Annotated in this window: 16 protein-coding genes; 7 read left to right on the forward strand and 9 right to left on the reverse strand. The window is 64.3% G+C overall.

The annotated features are described in order from the left end of the window. Window positions 1-4: 4 nt before the first annotated feature. From ACSSVG_RS04520 to fdxA, 4 genes are read left to right on the forward strand one after another with little or no spacing between them, the layout of a single operon-like run. A complete protein-coding gene (locus ACSSVG_RS04520) occupies window positions 5-961 on the forward strand; it encodes a dihydrodipicolinate synthase family protein (protein WP_492417560.1) in 957 nt (318 codons plus the stop codon). Beyond that, entirely contained in the window at window positions 961-1,773 is an 813-nt protein-coding gene (locus ACSSVG_RS04525) for an SDR family oxidoreductase (RefSeq protein ID WP_231341221.1), read from the forward strand. The genes ACSSVG_RS04520 and ACSSVG_RS04525 overlap by 1 nt, the downstream gene beginning before the upstream one ends. 25 nt (window positions 1,774-1,798) lie before the next feature. Next, window positions 1,799-3,292, forward strand: coding sequence for an aldehyde dehydrogenase family protein (locus ACSSVG_RS04530; protein ID WP_492417562.1), 1,494 nt, complete (start codon window positions 1,799-1,801; stop codon window positions 3,290-3,292). 6 nt (window positions 3,293-3,298) lie between these two features. Next, window positions 3,299-3,619, forward strand: coding sequence for a ferredoxin (gene fdxA, locus ACSSVG_RS04535; RefSeq protein WP_492417564.1), 321 nt, complete (start codon window positions 3,299-3,301; stop codon window positions 3,617-3,619). On the opposite strand, the gene ACSSVG_RS04540 is transcribed toward fdxA, so the two are convergent. Further along, the gene (locus ACSSVG_RS04540) at window positions 3,616-4,356 is read right to left on the reverse strand and encodes a response regulator transcription factor (protein ID WP_231342993.1); all 741 of its coding nucleotides are present in this window, start codon (window positions 4,354-4,356) and stop codon (window positions 3,616-3,618) included. The two genes, fdxA and ACSSVG_RS04540, sit on opposite strands and share 4 nt — an antisense overlap. Window positions 4,357-4,455: 99 nt before the next feature. On the opposite strand from ACSSVG_RS04540, the gene ACSSVG_RS04545 reads away from it, so the two are divergent. Next, the gene (locus ACSSVG_RS04545; protein WP_492417566.1) at window positions 4,456-6,126 is read left to right on the forward strand and encodes a sensor histidine kinase; all 1,671 of its coding nucleotides are present in this window, start codon (window positions 4,456-4,458) and stop codon (window positions 6,124-6,126) included. A gap of 2 nt (window positions 6,127-6,128) precedes the next feature. Here the strand turns inward: ACSSVG_RS04545 and ACSSVG_RS04550 are convergent, their stop codons facing one another. The 3 genes from ACSSVG_RS04550 to ACSSVG_RS04560 form a co-directional block, all read right to left on the reverse strand. Further along, the gene (locus ACSSVG_RS04550) at window positions 6,129-6,368 is read right to left on the reverse strand and encodes a PLDc N-terminal domain-containing protein (RefSeq protein WP_492417567.1); all 240 of its coding nucleotides are present in this window, start codon (window positions 6,366-6,368) and stop codon (window positions 6,129-6,131) included. A gap of 36 nt (window positions 6,369-6,404) precedes the next feature. Next, a complete protein-coding gene (locus ACSSVG_RS04555) occupies window positions 6,405-7,613 on the reverse strand; it encodes an McrC family protein (protein ID WP_492417569.1) in 1,209 nt (402 codons plus the stop codon). Window positions 7,614-7,704: 91 nt separating this feature from the next. Further along, on the reverse strand, window positions 7,705-9,939 hold the full coding sequence (locus ACSSVG_RS04560) for an McrB family protein (protein WP_231343008.1): 2,235 nt from the start codon (window positions 9,937-9,939) through the stop codon (window positions 7,705-7,707). 67 nt (window positions 9,940-10,006) lie between these two features. On the opposite strand from ACSSVG_RS04560, the gene ACSSVG_RS04565 reads away from it, so the two are divergent. Next, on the forward strand, window positions 10,007-10,294 hold the full coding sequence (locus tag ACSSVG_RS04565; protein ID WP_253466802.1) for a chorismate mutase: 288 nt from the start codon (window positions 10,007-10,009) through the stop codon (window positions 10,292-10,294). Between the two features lie 131 nt (window positions 10,295-10,425). Then, window positions 10,426-12,315 carry a M23 family metallopeptidase gene (locus ACSSVG_RS04570; RefSeq protein WP_492417572.1) on the forward strand — a complete coding sequence of 630 codons (1,890 nt, stop codon included), beginning with the start codon at window positions 10,426-10,428 and terminating at the stop codon, window positions 12,313-12,315. A 42-nt stretch (window positions 12,316-12,357) separates the two neighbouring features. Here ACSSVG_RS04570 and ACSSVG_RS04575 read toward each other — a convergent pair whose 3' ends face one another. The 5 genes from ACSSVG_RS04575 to galE all read right to left on the reverse strand — a co-directional run bounded on the left by ACSSVG_RS04575 (window position 12,358) and on the right by galE (window position 15,585). Next, on the reverse strand, window positions 12,358-12,960 hold the full coding sequence (locus tag ACSSVG_RS04575; RefSeq protein WP_492417574.1) for a DUF1349 domain-containing protein: 603 nt from the start codon (window positions 12,958-12,960) through the stop codon (window positions 12,358-12,360). A 102-nt stretch (window positions 12,961-13,062) separates the two neighbouring features. Then, window positions 13,063-13,686: a hypothetical protein gene (locus ACSSVG_RS04580; RefSeq protein ID WP_231343013.1), complete on the reverse strand. Its 624-nt coding sequence runs from the start codon at window positions 13,684-13,686 to the stop codon at window positions 13,063-13,065. 323 nt (window positions 13,687-14,009) lie between these two features. Continuing rightward, window positions 14,010-14,375, reverse strand: coding sequence for a hypothetical protein (locus ACSSVG_RS04585; RefSeq protein WP_231343014.1), 366 nt, complete (start codon window positions 14,373-14,375; stop codon window positions 14,010-14,012). Continuing rightward, a complete protein-coding gene (locus ACSSVG_RS04590; RefSeq protein ID WP_089593971.1) occupies window positions 14,365-14,580 on the reverse strand; it encodes a hypothetical protein in 216 nt (71 codons plus the stop codon). The genes ACSSVG_RS04585 and ACSSVG_RS04590 overlap by 11 nt, the downstream gene beginning before the upstream one ends. A gap of 30 nt (window positions 14,581-14,610) precedes the next feature. Next, a complete protein-coding gene (galE, locus tag ACSSVG_RS04595; protein ID WP_492417576.1) occupies window positions 14,611-15,585 on the reverse strand; it encodes a UDP-glucose 4-epimerase GalE in 975 nt (324 codons plus the stop codon).

The raw sequence follows: 15,585 nt of genomic DNA on the forward strand, positions 1-15,585 counted from the left end.
AACCATGACGCAATTCTTTGCGCCCAAAAACAGAGAATCCCTGCCTGCAGGCGTGTGGGGCGTCGTAGCCACACCGTTCCAAGGCAGCACACTGGACGTTGACCTGGACAGTCTGGCCGGGCTTGTGGAGCACTACGAAGCCATCGGCGCCACCGGGCTCACCGTCCTGGGCGTCTTCGGCGAAGCAGCCGCGCTCACGGCCGAGGAACGCCGGGATGTCCTGGAAACCGTGGTCGAATGCACCTCGCTCCCTTTGGTCGTTGGCGTGACCGCCCTGGCCACCCGCACTGCCATCGAGGAAGTACTTGCTGCCCAGGAAGTGGCCGGCAGCCGGCTCGCGGCCGTGATGGTTCAGGCCAACTCTGCCAAAGCTGGGACGGTGATTGACCATCTGGAGGCCATTCACCGTGCTACCGGCGCCAAGGTGGTCCTGCAGGATTACCCACTGGCCAGCGGTGTCAGCATCGCGACGTCCGCGCTGATCTCCGTGGTCAACGCCTGCGAGTACGTGATCGCCGTTAAGGCCGAAGCGCCGCCCACCAGCGTCGCGATCGCGGAGCTGAGTGCCGCCGTCGGCGTTTCCATCTTTGGTGGTCTTGGCGGGCAGGGCCTGCTGGACGAACTCATGGCCGGTGCGGCCGGCGCCATGACGGGGTTCTCCTACCCCGAAGCCTTGATCGCCTGTGTACGGGCGTGGCAAGAGGACGGCTACGAGGCCGCCCAACGCGAGTTGCTGCCCTACCTGCCGCTGATCAACTTTGAGCAGCAGGCCAAGGTGGCGTTGGCCATCCGCAAGGAATGCCTGCGCGAACGCGGCCTCATCAAGGACCCGGGCGTCCGGGCACCAGCGGCGGGCTTCCCCGAGAACCTGCGGACCAGCATGGGGACGCACCTGGGCGAAGCAGCGTCGGCACTGGAGACCGCGAAAACAACAGTAAAGACAACAGTGGGGAGCTTCTGATGGACCTGGGAATTGCCGGCAAGACCGCGTTGATTGCCGCGTCCACGGGTGGGCTGGGTCTGGCCGTGGCGCGTGCCTTGGCTGCCGAGGGAGTACGGGTGGCGATCGTTGGCCGCCGCAGGGACCGCGCCAAGGAGATCGTCGGGGAACTGCAGGCTGCGTACGGGACTGGCTCACTGGGTACCAGCGGTTTTGACGCCGTCGCCATCGAGGCCGACCTCACCACTGCCGAAGGCATCGAGTCCGCCATTGAACAGACCGTGGCGGACTTGGGACCCATCGACATCCTGGTCCTCAACGGTCCCGGCCCCAAGCCCGGCGCCGCCGCGACCTTGAGTTCGGACGACATCGCCGCGGCCTTCGATCTCCTGGTCAAACCCCATCACGCCTTGGTATCGCACGTCCTTCCGGGGATGCGGGAACGGCGTTGGGGCCGCATCCTGGCCATCGGATCCAGCGGCGTCGTCGCTCCGCTGCCCAACCTCGCCGTCTCCAACACCGGACGCGCTGCCCTGGCCGGGTACCTCAAGACGCTCGCCGCTGAAGTGGCGTTGGATGAAGTCACCGTGAACCTGCTGCTGCCCGGCCGGATCGCCACGGATCGTGTCACCCAGCTGGACCAAGCCGCCGCCAAACGACGCGGCACCACCATGGAAGACATCCAGCTCGAATCCCGCAAGACCATCCCTGCACGCCGCTATGGAGAACCCGCCGAGTTCGGTGCGGCCGCCGCGTTCCTGTGCAGCGCGCCGGCGTCGTACATCACCGGAGTCGCGCTCAGGTGCGACGGCGGACTGATCCGCAGCCTCTAACCCCACTACTTTCAAAGGAAACGCCATGACGTCCACAGCCCTGGAAACCACCCTTGCCGTGAACACCAACCCCGGACAACACTCCAGCATCACCGCACAACACCTCATCAACGGCCAATGGCTGGGCGAAGCCGACACCCAGCGGATGAACCCGGCCCGTCCGGAAGAGCTCGCCGCGCTCTCCCCCAGCGGTACTGCCGGGGACCTTGACGCCGCCGTCACGGCAGCCGCAGCAGCCCAGCCGGGCTGGGCTGCCATGCCCGCACCGTCGCGGGGCGCCATCCTCATCGCTGCCGGCAACCTGTTGATCGAACGCCAGGCTGCCATCGCCGAGGACCTGGTCCGTGAAGAAGGCAAAACCCTGGCCGAGGCCAAAGGCGAGGTCAAGCGGGCCTCTGACGTCCTCCGTTTCTTCGGCTCCCTCGGCTGGGCCGCCACCGGTGAGGTGCTGCCCAGCGGATTGCCGGACACCACCATCACCACACGCCGCGAGCCGCTGGGCGTCATCGGCCTCATTACCCCGTGGAACTTCCCCATCGCCATCCCGGCATGGAAGACAGCCCCGGCCCTGATCAGCGGGAACACCGTGGTCATCAAGCCGGCTGAACTCACGCCGTTGTCGGCAACCCACCTGGCCCGTGCACTCCAGGACGCCGGACTGCCTGCGGGCGCGTTCAACGTGGTGCACGGAAAGGGCCGCGTGGTGGGTGATGCCCTGGCCCGGGATCCGCGCATCGCCGGAATGTCCTTCACAGGCTCCACCAATGTGGGCCTCGGACTGCAGGAGATCCTGAACGGCCGCCGTGCCCGGGTCCAGCTGGAAATGGGCGGCAAAAACGGTGTCCTGGTCCTCGACGACGCCGATGCCCGCAAGGCTGCCCAGGTGGTGGCGGCAGGTGCTTTCGGCCTGACGGGACAAGCCTGCACGGCAACCTCGCGCGTGTACGTGACGCCGGGAATCCGCGCTGCGTTCCTGGACGCACTGGTCCAGGAGGCCGCTGCATACAGCACCGGTGACGGTCTTGACCCGGATGCCCGGATGGGCGCCGTGGTGAGCAGGCAGCAATTCGAACAGGACCAGGCCGCGGTGCGTACCGCCGTCGAACGCGGCGCAACGCTCCTGCACGGAAGCCACGACGGCGACCCGAACGGTCCGCTGTTCTTCCCGGCCGCGGTTCTGACTGACCTGGCGTTCGACGACGCCGCGGTCACCGAAGAAATTTTCGGTCCCGTGGTTGCGGTACTTGAGGTGCCCGATTACGAGGCCGGCCTCGCTGCCATCAACGATTCCCGCTATGGCCTCACCGCCGGCATCTGCACGGACTCGCTGGCCCTCGCGACGGACTTTGCCGCACGGGCGCAGGCCGGCGTGGTCAAGGTCAACCGCCCCACCGCGGGGCTGGACCTCAACGTGCCTTTCGGCGGCGTGAAGGACTCCTCAACAAATACCTTCCGTGAGCAAGGCAGGTCCGCCCTGGACTTCTACACGTGGGGCAAGACCGTCTACACGGGTGTGTAGCGAGCCATGAGCTACGTGATCGCCCAGCCCTGCGTTGATGTCAAGGACAAAGCGTGCATCGAGGAATGCCCCGTGGACTGCATCTACGAGGGCGAACGCTCGCTCTATATCCATCCGTCTGAATGTGTGGACTGCGGGGCATGCGATCCTGTGTGCCCCGTTGAGGCGATCTACTACGCGGACGATGTCCCGGATGAATGGGCCGACTACGTCAGGGCCAACGTGGAGTTCTTCGAGGAACTGGGCTCGCCGCAGGGCGCGAACGGTTTGGGCAACCTGGGCCGCGATCACCCGGTGATCGCGGCCCAGCCGTTGCGGGTTGCTTAGTTGTTGTTCGCGGGAGCCAGTCGGTAGCCGACGCCGCGGACCGTCTCAAGCCAGCGGGGCGCCTGGATGCTGTCGCCAAGTTTCTTGCGCAGGTTCCCCATGTGCACCTCAACGGCACGTTCGTCCGCGTCGCTGACGTAACTGCCGACGTCGTACGGTTCGTTGCGCAGGCGACGGGCGAGGTCTGCCTTGGTCCGCACAATCCGTCCGGTCTCCAGCAAGGCAAGCAGGAGGTCGAATTCGGTGCGGGTGAGCTTCAGCTCGGCGCCATTGAGGACCGCCGTCCGGGAGCCGGCCGAGACGGCCAAGCCGTTGTGGCTCACCTCGGGGTCCACTTGTTCCGGAACGTTTTTGGTGTCCGACGACGCGCGGGGCCTTCGCATCATGGCCTCGACACGGGCGCGCAGTTCGCGGGGTCGGAACGGCTTGGTCAGGTAGTCGTCGCCACCGGCTTCGAGGCCCATGAGGGTATCGAGTTCCTCGGCACGTGCCGTCAGCATAATGATGTAGGCGTCGGAGGACTTGCGGATCTGGCGTGCGACTTCGAAGCCGTCGATGTCGGGCAGCCCCAGGTCCAGGGTAATGACGTCCGGGTTCAGTTCACGGGCTGACGTCACACCGGCAGATCCCGTGGACGCAGTGTGCACATCAAATCCCGCCTGGGATAAAACCACACGTACTAATTCCCGAATATCCTGGTCATCTTCAATGACCAACCCCACACGTACTTCACTCATCGCAGCCCCTCAGCCCCTTCGATAACCTCAGAAGTATATCCATTATGGTTAGGCTGATCTCATGAACCGACTTTCTTCTGCATCCGTGGTGGATGTGCCATGACCCACCCTTCGACTTGGGATATTGGTGAAAAGAAGAAACTCTTGATTTTTCAACGCTCCTTCCACGAACATACCCTGCGGATGCGTGTAGTCCTCAGCCAGCTGCCCCTATCGGTTTGTGTTTGTATTTCGGCCATCCTGGTGTGGCTGTTTTTCCCGGCCACGCTGGAAAACCCCCTCTTCCTGATATTCCTGCTCAGCCAGGCATTCCTGCTGGCCCTGTGCGTGGTGGTGCCGTGGCACCGGCTGCCCTTCGCCACCTTCCTCGCTATCCCCATCCTGGACATGGTCTCGATCGGATTTGCCAGGGAAGGGGCCCTTGAGTCGATAACAGGGCTCAGCGTTCTGGTGGTCTTACCCGTCATTTGGTTGTGCGCTTCCGGTTTGTACCCCAAGCTGGCCATCACCATGTCCTTTGTTGGGCCCTTGGGAATTGTCTGGGCTCCACTGTTCATCCGTGGCACTTTCACGGAACAGGACCTCACCAAGCCGCTCCTGTTCCCCATACTCATGCTCGGCATCGGCGTGTCCGTCAGTGTCCTGACACTCAGCATGGTCCGCCAGCAACGCGCATTGGAGTTGAAAGACGCGGCCCTGAAAGAGGCACTTGAGGTCAGCACCAAACAGGAACGGCTGCTGAACACGGTCATGGAGGCCCTGCCACTGGGTGTGGTGGCTGTCGACGGCGATGGGCACGACGTCCTGATGAACCGGCGCCAGCGCCAAACCCATACGCTGGCCACTCCCCCGGACAACGCCGACCCCAACGAATCCCAGCTGCTGGTCTTCGATACTGACAGGACCACACCGTTGGACCCGGACCGCCGCCCCGTGCGGCGCGCGGTGCTCGGTGAACGCTTTACTGACCAGCTGGTGTGGCTCGGCTCAGGCAAGGACCAGCGTGCCTTCACGGCCAGCGCGCGTCCCATGGTGGACGACGACGGGAAGTTCGCCGGTTCCGTGGTGGTCTTCAGCGACGTGACGGACCTGGTGAACGCGCTTGCTGCCAAGGACGACTTTGTGGCCAACGTGTCCCACGAGTTCCGGACTCCGCTGACCTCCATCCTGGGCTACGTGGAACTGATCCTGGATGATCCCGACGTACTGGATGCACGGTCCCGCAAACAGCTCGACATTGTCCGGCGCAACGCCGAACGACTCCTCACCCTCGTCTCCGACCTCCTGGCCGTCAGATCCGGCCAGATTGTCATCCAGCCCCACGCAGTGGACGTGGCAGAACTGGTGCGAGGCAGCGTAACCTCCGCCGAACCCCGGGCTGCCAAAGCCGGCATTCGGCTTTCCATGGACCTCCCCGACGCCTTGGAAGCACACGTTGATTCCTCCCGCATCGCCCAGGTTCTGGACAACCTGGTATCCAATGCGATCAAGTACTCCCCCGACGGCGGCGACGTGGAAGTAGCGGCCTGGGAGGACGAGGACCATGTGTTCTGCCGGGTCACCGACACTGGGATGGGCATGAATGAGGAGGAGCAGGCCGAGGCGTTCACCAAGTTCTTCCGGGCCGGCGGCGTCCGTAACAGCACCATCCCAGGCGTCGGCCTTGGGCTGCCCATCAGCAAGGCAATCGTTGAAGCCCACGGCGGCACCATCACCCTGACCAGCGAACCGGGACGGGGCACCACCTTTACGGTGAAAATGCCCGCCTGAACTTAGCTGTTCAACCCTGCTGCATCCCGACGGCGGCCGAACAGGAAATAGCTGACCGGGCCGAAGAAGTTGATGAAGGATACTGCGCGCCAGACGGCCTTCCTGCCCCTGATGTTCGAGTCCGGGGTCTTGGCGATGCTGCGCTGCGCGGCCACCAGCAGAGCCAGGTTCAGCACTCCGCTGACCACGACTGAAATGCGTTGCCCTTTACTCATGTCGCGCCACGATTTCTTGCCGGCCATGATGCCTCCTTGTCGCCCAACGGTTTAAGTCTCAGGCTAGTCCGACGCCGACCGGCCCGCCACAGCCTGGCGCACTACTTCACCCCACGATTGCTCAGCGAGGTCCGCCACCGCCGCAAGAATCTCCGACGGCGGCAGCGACAGGTCCAGCGGGTACTCCACGATATCGATGTCCGTGTTGAGGATTCGCCGCAGCTTCACTTCCCCGGCACCGGCGTACACAAGCCACGCTGTGGGGACCCGGAGCGCGGTGCAGTACGCCAGCAACTGATAATGGTCGGCACTGAGCGAGGCCCCGGCGTCGGAGGCTGCTTTGTATTTGGAGTCGTAGACCACCACGGGGCGGCCGCCAAGTAAGTGCACGGCGTCGGGGCGGACCGTCAGGCGATCTGAGTCATTGACTGCCTCGTTCAGGAGCGCCCCGTATTGGAGTCGCATCTCCCCGGGATGGGCGCTCATGGCTCCGCGCAGCGCGGTCCCCACGAACTCCTCGAACACCTGGGCCATATCCACCACGAAGGACGCCGTTTGTTGCTTGCCCTCGCCCGCCTCGGCGGAGGCATTGCGCAGGATCACTTCGGACAGCCTCAGCACAGGGTGGTACCGGAGGTTCATCCGGCTGGCCCGCCACGGCGGCAGCGGTGCTCCGGACTGAAGCCGCGTGACGGCGTCGAGCTTTCCCTTGAGCTGCCTGATACGGCTCAGGACGTCGGGCCGTACCCCCGGCACCTTTCCCATCCGCTCCAACGCGGCACGGAGAATACGGTTCTCGGCGATATCCTCCGTGAATTCGTCGTAGGACACCTCCAGCGGCACCATCATGCCGGGGCGGCGGGAGATCTGGTCCGAAATCCGGATCCGGCCTTTGACGGTCCGCAGCGATTCCTCCACCGTCAGGTAGCCCTGCAGGACGCCGCGGCTGAGGGCCCGGTCCGCCAACTGCGCCAGCGACTCGGCCAAGGCGCTCCACAGGTCCGGATGCTCCACGGCCTCCACCGCATGGTCGCGGAAACCCTGTTCCCCGGCGTAGCCCAGAAGGAACAGCAGGCGGCTTAGGCCAAGGCGGTCCTTGGGCCGGACTTCCAGTTGAACTGTGGGGGTGCGGACGGAGCCCACCTTGCCCACGGGCTCGATCCTGAAAAGGCCCATGCCCATGGGGGATGCTTTGGCCAGTCCGCTGGCGTTGATGAACGCCGCTGATTCGGGATCGAGCTTGTCCACCACACCACCGGAGAGCTCGTCCATCACGATGTGCCGGGGCGCCGCGGCCCGGCCAGCACTGGCAGGGGCCCGACCAGCACTGGCTGGTGCCCGGCCCGGCCTGGGTGGGATGGCGTTAGCGGGCTGCAAGACGTCCCAGTAACTGGTCCAGGCCGAAGCGCTCCTCCAGCTGTGCCCGGTTCAGCTGCCCGTGGTAGTGCTCCTCCAGCAACGGCATGAGCTCGTACTTCCAGATCCGGCGCAGGCCCGTCGGATTCTGGGCGGCGTTCTTCATGAAGTACGACGGCCCGATCATCAGGTCCCGGTCCCAGTCATCGATCGCGGCGTTGAGCGCGTCCAGGAGGTCCGCGTTGAGAGTGTCCAGTCCCCGCGCTTCCAGGAACCGCCGCAGCGATCCCTTGACCGGTTCGACATTGGGGTGCAGTTCGATGAACGCGAAACGGCGCCGGATGGCGGCGTCCATCATGGCGATGGAGCGGTCCGCCGTGTTCATGGTGCCGATGATGTAAAGGTTGTCAGGCAGGCTGAAGGGCTCGTTGGGGCTGTACTGCAGGTAGATCCGGTCGTCCCGGTACTCCAGCAGGAAGTAGAGCTCGCCGAACACCTTGGCCAGGTTGGCGCGGTTCATTTCATCGATGATGAGGAAGTACGGTTTGTGCGCGTTTTCCGGTTTGGCGGCTTCCTCGGCGAGCCGGCGCAACGGCCCGGCGACGAGCTTGAAGGACACCTGGCCGTCGTCGGTCTTGTCCGGCCGGTAGCCCTCAAAGAAGTCCTCGTAGGCATAGGACGGGTGGAACTGCACCAGCTTCACGCGTTCGTCGGTGTGATCGCCCGCCAGTTCGGCGGCGAGGTGCTTGGCAAGGTAGGTCTTGCCGGTGCCCGGAGGACCATAAAGAACCAGCTGCCGGTTCTCCTCCAGTAGTTCCGCGATCTCCTTGAGCGGCTCGAGGTCCATGTGAAGGGACGCTGCGAACTGGTCGGTCAGGGGCCGGAAGCCTTGCTGGACAACCTCGACGACGGCGGTGGGCGGGGCTTCGTCCTCGCCGTCGGTTTCAGCTTCTACCGGGAGAAGTTCCTGCAGTGCCTGGATGACCCTGGTGACATCCACCAGGATGCCGGGGGTGGACAGCTGCCGCTGGGCGTGGCGGGGAAGCTCGGGGATGGCATAGCTGTCATCGAACCAGCGGACCTTGCGGCGGATCCGGCGGTTGTCTTCGTGGTGTTCGGGCTCGCCGAGGACCACTCCAACCCGTACCCGTCCGGCGTGCTGGTAGAGCGTGAGGTCGCCGGGCTTCATGACAGTGAGGAAGGCGAAGACGGCAGTCTTGGTGTCCTCCCGTTCCACATAGCCAAGGTGCTTGTAATCCTCGTCCACTGCATGCTGGACCACGCCTGCCGTAACCCCCGCGGTGAGCGTACGCAGGTGCTCCACGTCCAAGGTGGCCTTTTCTTCGGCTACCCAGGCCGCCAGGAGGTCCGCATTGTCGTGATGGGTGCGCAGAAGCCAGGAACGACGACCCGGGTCTCCCACCTTGCGCCACTGGCTCACCAGTTGGCGGGCGTACCAGTCGATGCGTTGCCCTGCTTGCTCGTCCAGGTGCAGGCGAATGCGGTGGATGTCCGCGGTGATGTCCTCGTCCGAGTCACCTTTGGCACCGCCCACAAGCGAAGCAAAGGCGTCCCGGATTTCCTGGCGTTCCACGTCCGCCACCACGGGTTCGAAGTAGCTGGGCCACACCAGGTACTCGATGCTGCGGCGCAGGGCGGGTTGGTCCTCCGGCGTTGCTGCCGCGAGCTCATGGAATGCCAAGGGGTCCGCGAGCGACTGGTTGATGGCGTCGGTGTTTTGGCTGTCGACGTGGGCCACAAACCGGCACAGCCACTTCAAGTGGTCCCAGATGGTCCAGTTGAATTCGGCAGTGCGGTCTCGGATGACTCCATGGTCCGTCATGCCCTCGTAGAGCTCATCCGGCAAGGCGATGGCAGGCTCAACCCAGGACGCGGCTTCGGCGACGCGGGCGCGCTTCACCCTGAGTGACTTGACCTCATGGGCGAGCGGCAGCGACTGCAGGAACAGCAATTCCACGGCAAGCAGCTTGGCTTCCCTGGACGCGCCGTCCAGGTTCTGCCGAAGGTTGGTCATCATGGGCGCTTTGGAGTCCTCAACCCCGCGCTCAAGCCTTTCGAGCAACTCTCCTGCGGCATCCGCGGTCCACGTCAACGTCGCGCCGTCCAGCGCCGAAGGTCTCCCCTGCAGCGCCGGACCGAGCACATACCAGGCCGCGTCCTCGATCTCCTTTGAGACTCCGGGGGCGCGGTCAATGGCAGGTTTTACGGAGGGAATCACCATGCCAACTTACCTTGTTTGGCTTACCTAAGCATCCGGATTTCCACAGGGCATGGGTAGGGTTGGTGGGATGACGAGCCTGGACATCGAGAGTATTCGCGCGGAGATCGATGAATTGGATCGGGAGATCGTGGGGCTTGTTTCCCGGCGGCAACATTGGGTGGAGGAGGCCGGCAAGCTCAAGGCGGATCGGGCTGCCGTCCAGGCGCCTGACCGAGTCGAGAAGGTCATTGCAAAGGTACGCTCAATCGCTGAGGAGTCCGGGGCTGCGCCGGATGTGGTCGAGCGAATGTACCGGGCCATGATTGCGGCATTTATCGATCTGGAATTGTCAGTCCACCAGCAGCACAAGTCTTGACCACTCCACCGGTCGGCGGTATGTTTACGTTGACATCATGTTCACGTAAACATACCCGGATCGGATCAAGACAATGTCGTCGACCTCCAACTCCTTGGCCGGGCTAGACCCCGCCCCTAACGGTGAGCGCCGTGAATACCGGCCATTCTGACGGCCACCACCGCGTAACCCCGCTCCACGTTCCGCCCGCCACCCGGACCCGCCATCGGATCCCGCTGCCCCTGGCAGTACTCACTGCCGCAACCGTGATCGGCAGCTTCCCTTCGGGTGCTGTTCAGACTCTCCACCCCTCCGCAGAGCAAGCCCAGGCACACACCGTTGAACCCGCTCCGGCGGCAGCAGGGAGCCCAGCAGGATCCAGGGGTTCCGCGAACGGGCCCGCATTTCAGGCCTCAAGCGCCTCTACGACGACGCCACCCACCTTCGCACCTTCGGATGGCTTAGGGGCGCTGCTGTGCGGGCAAACGAACACCGGGCGCGGAGCGCTCCCAGCGGGCGGCCCCGCTTCAGACGTCCAACTCCGGAACGCCTCCGCCATTGCGGCGGCGGCGGAAGAGTTGGCCCTGCCCGCCGATGCCCGGATCCTCGGCATTCAGGCCGCACTTGGCGAATCGTCCCTGGAGAGCAAGGACTACGGTGACGCCGCAGGGCCGGACTCGCGGGGCCTGTTCCAGCAGCGCGCCAATGGGGCCTGGGGCTCCTCCGCCGATCGCATGGATCCCTTTGTCAGCGCAACCAGCTTCTTCCTGGCCTTGAAAGACGTCAAAGACTGGCAGGCTCTGCCTTCCAGCATTGCCATCCACCGCGTGCAGCGGAACCAAGATCCTGACCACTACACCAAATACCGGCAGTTGGCCGAGGAGATCGCGGGCTTCCTGGGCTCCCAAAGCCTGTCAGCACCCGGCACCTGTTCCTTCAGCGGCGGCTCATGGGGCGCAACCGCTGGTGACACGTCCCGCCGACCGGCCCGGCCTGGCCCAGGGACCTTGATGTCTCCGCTGGTGAACCTCCATCCGAGTTCGCCCTTCGGGCAGCGCACCAACCCCATGACGGGTTCCGCCGGAGAATTCCATACGGGACAGGACTACGCCGCAGCCTGTGGCACGCCGGTGCATTCCGCTGACGAGGGAACCGTGCGCGAGGTCGGCTGGCATCCTTGGGGCGGAGGGAACCGGGTGGAAATAGACCACGGCAGCGGCCTGGTCACCACCTATAACCACCTGCAGTCCGTCGCAGTGCGCAAGGGAGAAACGGTCCTGGCTGCCGACGTCGTAGGACTTGTTGGCTCAACCGGCGCGTCCACCGGGTGCCATCTTCATTTTGAAACCATCGTGAACGGCACACTGGCCGATCCGTCAGCGTGGAGCCTGGTACCCCTGGCATTTGAGGCGCATGTCAATGCGCTGCGGCTGACCAGCTTCGCGCAGCAGACAGGTACGACGCCGGCATGGAACGTGCCGCAATGGTCGCCCACCACCGCGCTTGGGAACCAAGAGACACCTGCCGCCGGTCCCGCTACTCCACCGCCGGCACCGGCATCCACACCGCCGGCCACAGACCCGCCGATACCGTTCGCGCCGCCAACCACTCCCCCGTCACCGACAGCCGCCCCCACACCGGCAACCACACCGCCTGCGTCTAGTCCGACGTCACCGCCGGCAACGCCGGGTGTGCCAACAGCTCCGCCAACCACGGAACCAACGAATCCGACAACCACCGCGCCTGTAGCGCCAACAACGCCGCCAACCACGGAACCAACGACTCCGACAACCACCGCACCGGTACCGCCGGTGACGCCAACAGCACCGCCAACCACCGCACCGGCACCTGTCGAACCCGTCACGCCGCCCACCGCGCCGGCACCGCCGGTAACGCCAACGGCTCCGCCAACCACCGCGCCGGCACCTGTCGAACCCGTCACGCCGCCCACCACACCGGCGCCGGCACCGGCACCGGCACCGGCCATCCTGCCTACTCCCGCACCGGTCGCGACGGCGACCGCCGTGCCTGCGATTCCCTGAGGCAGCCAGTCTGCGTCGGAGAACGGGCAGCGCGGCCGGGGGCTAGCTGCCGTCGCGGAGGTTCTCCGGCGCTGTCTCTATGAACTTGATGCTGTCGAACCGCGCCTCGCAGCTATCCCCCATGGGCGCCTGCGACATGAACCCAACGCGGACAGGTTTGTCGGTATTCAGCCGGAACAGACGGACAAAGGACCAGTCCCGCCCGTCGGTTGACGAATGGAACGCCCAAGCGGGACCCACCCGGCTGACCCGCAGGTAGACCCACGGTGCGGTCACCACCGGACCGTTCGAGTCATCAGAGTAGGTATTGGTCACCACGCTGACCACCATGGCCTCCCCTTGCGGAGAGTACTCGAAGCAGAGTTTGGCCCAGTGGTCGCTGTCCGTCCACAAAGCCAGCACACCGGCGTCGAACGTTGTGCGTGGCGAGGCCACCATGACCCTGGCCGACAACGAGAACGACGCTGGAGCCGTGAAAGCCAGGGCCGAGGCCCGGTGCTGCTGTTCGCCCCCGAGCGAGTCGTTGGACCAATCGACGCCGGGCGCTGCCGTGAGCGTGAGTGTTCCCTCGGCGTCGTCGTAGCTCGCGTGGCTGGGCGATGACGTCCACCCAAGGGAAGGAAGTCCAGCTATTTCGGGAATCAATGGGCGCTCCTTGTATTCGGCAGTCAGGACATTTCTCTGCAACTTTTTCATACTGGACACAAAAATAGTCCGGCTCCCCCAGGAGCCGGACCACCAATGGGCCTACTCGAACAACGACAACGTCAGGTTCGCGGTGTAGTCGCCGGGCGCGACGGTAGCCGGCGTACGGAGGAACAATCCGGCCGTTGCGGTCCACTGCCCTTCAGGCGCGATCGCTGCTGAGTCCAGGGCCAGGGCCAGCAATTCCTGGTCCACCAGGCCCACCGCGTCCGCACCCGAGTCCATGACCGTTTCCACAACGTCGCCCTCGGCAACCTGCCCCGATTCACCACCGTCAATCAGCGAAGGGGACCACCCCAAATGTCCAGCCCCGATCGCCGGCTGGCCCGTGGTTCCCGTGAAGTCGGTGGATGTACCAATGACGTACCAGCCGGCACCGGCCGGGATCTGGTCCGGGAGTCGCGTATCAGTCACCGTTACCGTGGGCAGCGAACCCGTGAACTGGCGGACGGTGGGAGACGAGCCGGCCTCGGTCAGGGTGGCCGTGGTTCCTGCCACGCTCATGGCCAGAATTCCGGGCTCATCGATCTGCGCAATCGCCACGTTCACGTCGACGTCCTGGTCGCCATGGTTTTCTTCAGCCAGTGCGGCTCCGGCCACGCCGGCCAGTACGGCAGTGCCAGCGGCAACTGCTGAGATTCTTACGAACAAGCTTGTTTTGCTCATCGTCTTGCTCCTTCATTGCAATGCGGGGGGAGATTCATATCCTGAGGTGTCGGTAAGGGAAGCGCCAGGGCGGACTCCGTGCTCGTATACGGAGTCCAGTTGGGCGAAATTCCACCCTCCCCCGCCCGCTGTGAGCGGTTGCCTCGAGGGTGGGTGGGCATGCTGGGCGATGCGCGGCTGTGCGCACCGAAGCAGGTGATTCAGGTAACCAGGTGCAAAGATTCTTAAGAATGTTTACGTAAACTTACACGGAATGTTGGCACCCAGCAAGGGGTTTTTGTACCTTTTGGCGGGGCGTGCATCCATGATGTCGCGTCCTTGGCCTAGCCGCCCGTGGGAAGGCGTCGCGTAGCGGCTTGCCCCCGCCCGACGAACAGGAGGAGCACCCCGGTCCCGCCGCAGAGCCCGGCAGCCACGAGGGCCCCTACGGGGTCGAGGCCCGTCGCGGGGAGTCCGTTCGGAAGGCACTGGCCGCTACATTGTGTGCGCGGCGCAATGTCAACACTGATCTTGATGTCGGAGCCGTTGATCTCCGAAGCCCAACCCGGCGTAAGCCCCAGCACCAGGCTGAAGCCGACCAGCACGCAAGACAAGAGGATCCTGGCCGAATCCGCTGAACGGATTCGAACAGTGAAGCGCCGGCGGGCGGAGCGAGGCGTGCCCCGCGATCCCTTCGCCTCAGGCGTCATGCTTCTCATAGGTGTAGCCGTAGGGCACGTCCGGTGAGAGCTCCACCGTGTAGGACGCATAGTCCAGCCGCGTGACCAGGATCCCGCAGCGGCCTTCATTGCGCGCACGCTGCTCCGCAGCCTGGATGGCGGCGTTGAGGTTGATTTCCATGGTGGTCTTGCTGGTAGCCGTGACGGTAGCCAGCAGTTCCGGGGCGTCGATCATGATGTTCCTTTGGGATAGTGCGTTGCAGTGCTAGTGGGTGGATAACTTCTGGTTCCCGGCTGCCGCCCAGGCGCTGGAGATCATGTCCCGGAGCGTATGCCTTGGTTCCCAGGCGATGTCCCGGCGTGCCAGTTCGCCGGAAGCGACGATCCGGGCAGGATCGCCGGGCCGGGCTGCGCAAATCTGTGGAGCGAACTGAATCTCCGTCACAGAGGCCATTTCGGTCATGATCTGACGGACAGATACCCCGGTACCGCTGCCAAGGTTGTAGACGGGTTCAAGATCAACGCCCTCCTGGAGTTTCCGGGCAGCTTCCACGTGGGCCGCGGCAACGTCGGCAACGTGGACGTAATCCCTGACGCAGCTGCCGTCCGGCGTGGCATAGGCGGTACCAAAGATCTTCGGCGTTGCGCCATCCTTCAGCGCTTGGAAGACCAAGGGGAACAGGTTGTGCGGACTGACATCCACCACGTCCGGAATCCCGGAGCCAACAACGTTGAAATACCGGAGGGATGTATGGCGAAGCCCGGTTGCCCGTGATTGGTCTGCGATGAGCCACTCACCAATGAGCTTGGATTCGCCATAGGGAGATTCCGGCCTCGTGGGCGTCGATTCGGTCACGAGATCCACGTCAGTGTTCCCATACACGGCGGCGCTCGAGGAAAAAACGATCGCCCGTACAGAGGCTGCTTCCATGGCGGCGAGCAGGTTTCCCGTACCGGTGACGTTCTGGAAATAGGTGTGAAGCGGCCATTCCACCGATACGCCGGCGTACTTGAAACCCGCCAAGTGGATCACGCCGGCCACGTCGTGGCGTGCGAAGACGTCTTTAAGGAAACCAGTATCCAGCAGGGATCCCTGTTCGAAGGCTGCGCCTTCCTGCACAAATCCGCGCTTGCCGCTGGACAGGTCATCGATGACCACCACGTCGTGGCCGTCATCCATGAGTGCTTGGGCTACGTGGGAGCCGATGTAGCCGGCTCCTCCAGTTACTAGCCATGCCAT

Source organism: Paenarthrobacter sp. E2MeOHC11, from assembly GCF_058744955.1.